The sequence below is a fragment of the Paenibacillus sp. E194 genome (assembly GCF_000935845.1).
GTDB lineage: Bacteria > Bacillota > Bacilli > Paenibacillales > Paenibacillaceae > Paenibacillus_B > Paenibacillus_B alvei_B.
The window spans coordinates 1-4932 of record NZ_JMDX01000343.1 but is presented as its reverse complement, the minus strand read 5'-3'; the positions used below and the strand labels follow the sequence as shown (position 1 = coordinate 4932).

General features: G+C 47.5%; 6 protein-coding genes. 4 read left to right on the top strand and 2 right to left on the bottom strand.

Translation table 11 applies throughout. The annotated features are described in order from the left end of the window. A partial coding sequence (locus AZ66_RS26970; RefSeq protein ID WP_052648896.1) for a MazG nucleotide pyrophosphohydrolase domain-containing protein occupies positions 1-282 on the top strand: 282 nt, incomplete at its 5' end. Between the two features lie 128 nt (positions 283-410). Here AZ66_RS26970 and AZ66_RS26965 read toward each other — a convergent pair. Further along, a complete protein-coding gene (locus tag AZ66_RS26965; RefSeq protein ID WP_044357704.1) occupies positions 411-1697 on the bottom strand; it encodes an MFS transporter in 1287 nt (428 codons plus the stop codon). A 21-nt stretch (positions 1698-1718) separates the two neighbouring features. Continuing rightward, positions 1719-2633, bottom strand: a complete 915-nt coding sequence (locus AZ66_RS26960) for a polysaccharide deacetylase family protein (protein WP_044357703.1) — start codon at positions 2631-2633, stop codon at positions 1719-1721. A 285-nt stretch (positions 2634-2918) separates the two neighbouring features. Between AZ66_RS26960 and AZ66_RS26955 the strand changes: the two genes are divergently transcribed. The 3 genes from AZ66_RS26955 to AZ66_RS26945 form a co-directional block, all read left to right on the top strand. Continuing rightward, entirely contained in the window at positions 2919-3464 is a 546-nt protein-coding gene (locus tag AZ66_RS26955; protein WP_044357702.1) for a hypothetical protein, read from the top strand. Positions 3465-3759: 295 nt separating this feature from the next. Beyond that, complete coding sequence (locus AZ66_RS26950) at positions 3760-4434, top strand: hypothetical protein (protein ID WP_044357701.1); 675 nt, start codon at positions 3760-3762, stop codon at positions 4432-4434. A 33-nt stretch (positions 4435-4467) separates the two neighbouring features. Further along, on the top strand, positions 4468-4932 hold a 465-nt coding region (locus tag AZ66_RS26945; protein ID WP_044357700.1), incomplete at its 3' end, for an FG-GAP repeat domain-containing protein.

Here is a 4932-nt window from a genome sequence, read left to right as displayed (position 1 = left end):
TTTTATCAGAAGCGGGAATGGTCGCAATATAATTCCTTTATTCGCGTCGGCTTCCTTATGGAGGAAGTAGGAGAGGTTGCGCGTGTTGTTCGGGCGCTGGAAATTGGCCGTGACCGTCCAGATGAAGGGGAGCGCAGCCGCGATGAACTGCGTCAAGAACTGGTGGAAGAGCTCGGTGATGTGCTGGCGAATGTCATTGTGCTGTCGGAGAAGTATGACATTGATTTGAGTGAGATTGCACAAGCCCATATGGACAAGCTGACGAAGCGTTTCGGCGGTTGATTCGGTAAGGAAACACCAGAGAGAACTATCGGCAAGAGCAAGAGCAAAGTGCTGAGTGCTGAGTGCTGAGTGCTGAGTGCTGAGTGCTGAGTGCGAAAAGCAAAGCTACGAGTCTAAAGTGTAAATTGCTAAGATCCATCCCTTTGCGGCGAGCTGCGAATCGGATAGATAACAAAGCAAATGATGGCGAATACGAGTGCAACGATTGGGATGCCTGCCAGCATCAGTCTGATCCCGAATATGGCTGCGTCAGGCTGCTGCGCGCTATTGGCAACATAGCCGCTGGATTCGAGTACGGTGCTCATAATAATGGCTTGCAGGGAGACGCCGAACCGAATAATAAATCCATTCATGCCGAAATACATACCTTCGCGTCGTGCCCCTGTCGTGCGCTCGTCCTCGTCAATGACCTCAGAGAGGAGAATGTCGAGTAGGATGATAAGTCCAGCAAGGCTGAACCCGATGAATGCGCCTGCTATATAAGCGCCAAGTTCCGATGAGACGAACAGAAGTGGAGCTAAGGCAAACATATAGCATACGATGGCAGCAATCATCGTTTTGCGCGGTCCGTAGCGTTTCGTCCAATGCGCCCATACGTACACGAACGGGATCGCAGTAACGAAGACCAGCCCAAGCATAATTGTGTTGGCGCTTTCATTTGCATGCAGTGCATACTTGGTGAAGAACGGAATCGCCGCGGTCAGAAGAGCAAAGGTCAATTGCACGAAGAAACCGCCCAGTACATAGGCGACAAAAGAACGGTTAGAGAACGTATACACAATAGCCTTCCATAACCCGATTGAGCGAGCAGATGCCTGCTCATTCTCCTTCGAGCCCCAGATCATCACTGCCAGAAATATAGCGGAAATGATTCCGAAGGTAAGCCCCATAGCCCCCCATCCGTATTCGGTATAAACTAGAGGTGGTGCTGCTACCCCTCCAATCATCCCCAGTATGCCGAACATTTGCTTCCACGAAGAGGCAGCTGCTCGCTCCTTCATCGTAACGAACATTTCCGGGAACAACGCTGAATAATTGAGGATGACGAGTACATACAGAATATCGTACAGCAGCACGAGCACAAGGAAGTACCAGAACAGCCCGTCACCGGAAGCGAGTGGGAACCAGATGAGTGTAAATACAGCCGCAAGCGGTATCGTTCCAAATGCCATGTAGGGAATACGCCGGCCCCACCTCGTTCGAAACTGATCGGACATATAGCCGAACAATGGATTAAGAACGGCGCCGACGAGTCCGTGGATCACCATCGCAATGCCGATGAGACCTGGACGGACGCCAAGGATGTCGACGTAATAATACACAATATAGGCCGCGAACATTTGGGCCAATAAGTTGGCAGAAATATTTCCTGAAGCGAAGGCCGCTTTGCGTGCAGGGGATATCGAAATGCTCATTGTATGACCTCCTTCTTGTTCCTACATAAGCGGTGGGAGCTGGCCGCGCTGTACATCCCGCAAGTCTCGCCAGCGAATAAGCTGAATTCCTTCTTCTGCAATGATGCGCTTGATGTCAGGATCGCGGAACAATCTCCATTCCATGCCGCGCTTCTCCCAATGCGGAGTAATGGCCTTTAATTCATCAGATACGATGGAGGGGTGGAGGTACATCTCGGTAATACCGGGAAGAAGACCGCGTAGGAGTGCTTCCGCCTTGGCTTTAACCTGAGCATATGTCTCTCCTGGAATCCGTTCATAAGGGAGCCCGAGCAACGTGTCCAGAATGACAACCCCTTTGGCATCTGCCAGATCGATCCGCTTCTTCGCCATCTTCTCGAGCCCTGGACTCAGCTTCATGCCGCCAATACGTCTTGGCATGCGGAACGGCAGTCCATACGCTGCGCATACATCAAATACTACGTCTAGGAAATCCCGTCCCGACGCGAGACCGTACAAGCTGCCCATGTGGTTATCCGCATGCGTAATATTAATGCCGCTGCGTCTTGCCGCTTCAATTTGACTAATCATTTCACAGCGAATTTGCTCAGGATCGGCGAGATGCTCGACGGTCAGACAATCCTCAGGGAAGTAGCCCTCCTCGGTGAGCAGGGTGGAAATATCTCGTGATCGATTCATCGCCGACCATTTATACCCTCCCCATTCGCTCGTGAAGGTGAGGTGTACCCCGATGTCCAGCTCTGGATGAGCGGCACTCCACTTCGCTGCTTCCTTGGCCCAGCCGCACGGCATCATGATGGAGGTGGAACAAATCGATCCCTCTTCAAGCAGCTGCATAATCCCCATGTTCGTTGCATGACACATACCGAAGTCGTCGGCATTAATGATGAGCAGACGATCGGTTTCCTCATACCCTAAAGCTCTCATGACGTTCATGGCCTTCGCCTCCATGTGTGATTGATCGATGCGCATGAATCGATTCGTGTTTATGCAACTAAATATATTCGAGAGCCGGCGGCAACTTGCACTTGCGCTCAGATATAATGATGGTTTACTCACGGGAGTATCGAATTCTTTTGCGCGATGGAAGGTGGGAAATGCAATATGGAATCTGTTACCGCTTAGGGGCATCCTTCGATTACACAGATATGCTTCTGATTCTGAGGTGACTCTAATATGTTAATCATAGATGAGATGGCATCCTAGAAGGAGGGCTGAACGATGACATGGGATATCATTCGCATACCTTGGACGACATATCGGGGGGCAGAAGCAGCGGAACGGCTGCCTGAGGCTCTCCTTCAGTTGAAGGATGCTTCGACAACAGCAGAAGCGGAGCTGGCCAGTGTATCGATAGAAGCAATTGCGGTTGTGCAGGGCGCCCTGTACGAGGTGGCTGTACCGACGGCCACTTGCTTGGTAAGCATGATTCAGAATACGACGGATACGGCACGCCCGTACATGTTGGAACTGCTTGTTCTCATTGCTTCCGGCGAGCCGGCAGATCTTGAGTTGGAGTACGGAAATCCGCGCTTGGCAGATGCCTGCATGCGGGAAGTTGCCCGCGGCACTGTTGTATATGCCCACCTGCTGGAGCATGGGCGCGCGGCTGAGCGGCTGCATTGTATCGATCTTCTAGGATTGTGTGCGAAGCGGGATCGGACGGTAAGGGAGCGGGTACGCTGGATGTTCCGGCGAGTGCTGCAGTCTGAGAGGGATGAACGTATTCGGGAGTTCTTGTCTTATTGGCTGAGGGAGCTGGTGTAGTTATCGACAGGTTTATTTAAAAAAAGACAAATGGTACTTACGTTAAGGAAAAATGTAATCTATAATAAACATGAAAATAATGGATATAAAAAATACCGCGTCCAAATGAACGCTAAGGCATTACATTGTACCTGATGTTATGCTTTTTTTCTTGTTTGAAAGGGGGACTTATTACTGAACAACCTAGTACATTAGGATAATTACTATTAATCGAGTCAAGATAACACATCTACTAGAAAATAAACAATTGTATTTAGAGGAGAGGTATTGATGGGGAAAATGTGTCGTACTCATTATGGGGATAATATTACTTTCACAATTATTAAGTGTTGACGGGATTGCCGTATTTGCAATGGATTCGACAAGAAATGCTCCAGAGCATCGCCTGAAGAACGGACAAGCAAACTATATTTATGACTCAAATAACCGAATCATTGAAATGCCTTTTCGAAAATGGGGCATGAATCTCATAGAAAGGTTTTTTTACGATGCAAATGGAAATATGGTAAACAAATTTATCGAGCTTAATGATATTGAAAGATTCGAACATGGATCATATCAGAATTCAGATTACATAGGACAAAAAATCACCAATAATCCAAACGACACGATTGAAGGAGCATTCTCTGCATACGGGACCGCAGATGGCTCGGTGGAGTGGAATGAATTCCTCCATTCTGATCGAAGTAAAATTAAATTTGAACCGAATACAACCTATTCTATTACTTTTAAATATAAAATATTGTCCAAGCCTGAGAAGGATGGATATTTTTATTTCTTAGTGAGAAGCGCCAGTATGGACTTTATCAATGATAAGGCATTCACTAAGCTGCAGGATTATGATAACGGAACCATAAATACGACAACCATTACGTTTACTACAGGCTCCCATAGTGATTATTATTTAATTTGGGGGATTCGACATGATGGAGAGATTTCAATAGATGATATAAAAATATCCAAAAAATAATCTGTATGTGGAACATAAAGGAGATCAGTTGAAATGCGAGTGACACGGTTACCTGAATTATTTATTTTTATAAGTATTTTGTATAACAGTGCATTTTATCCCGTAGCATACGGAATGCCCATAGGGAGTAGAGATGCATCTCCCGGTATGTCTTTTTTTGCTGATGTGAATGGGGACAAAAAGGAGGACTCTATCGTTTATAACGGCAACGGGGAGTGGAAAGTGTCGCTGTCAACCGGAAATAAGTTCGAAGCTTATTCAAACTGGATAGAAGGCCATGGAATTGGTTCTACTAAACAGCTGGTAGGAGATGTGAACGGAGATGGCAAAGCCGATTCTATTGTGTACTTCGACAACGGAGAATGGTGGGTGGCACTCTCAAACGGAAGTGGATTTGGAGCCTACACAAGATGGATAGAAGGCCATGGAGTAGGATCAAGCCAACAGTTGGTAGGAGATGTGAACGGAGATGGCAAAGCCGATTCTATTGTGTACTTC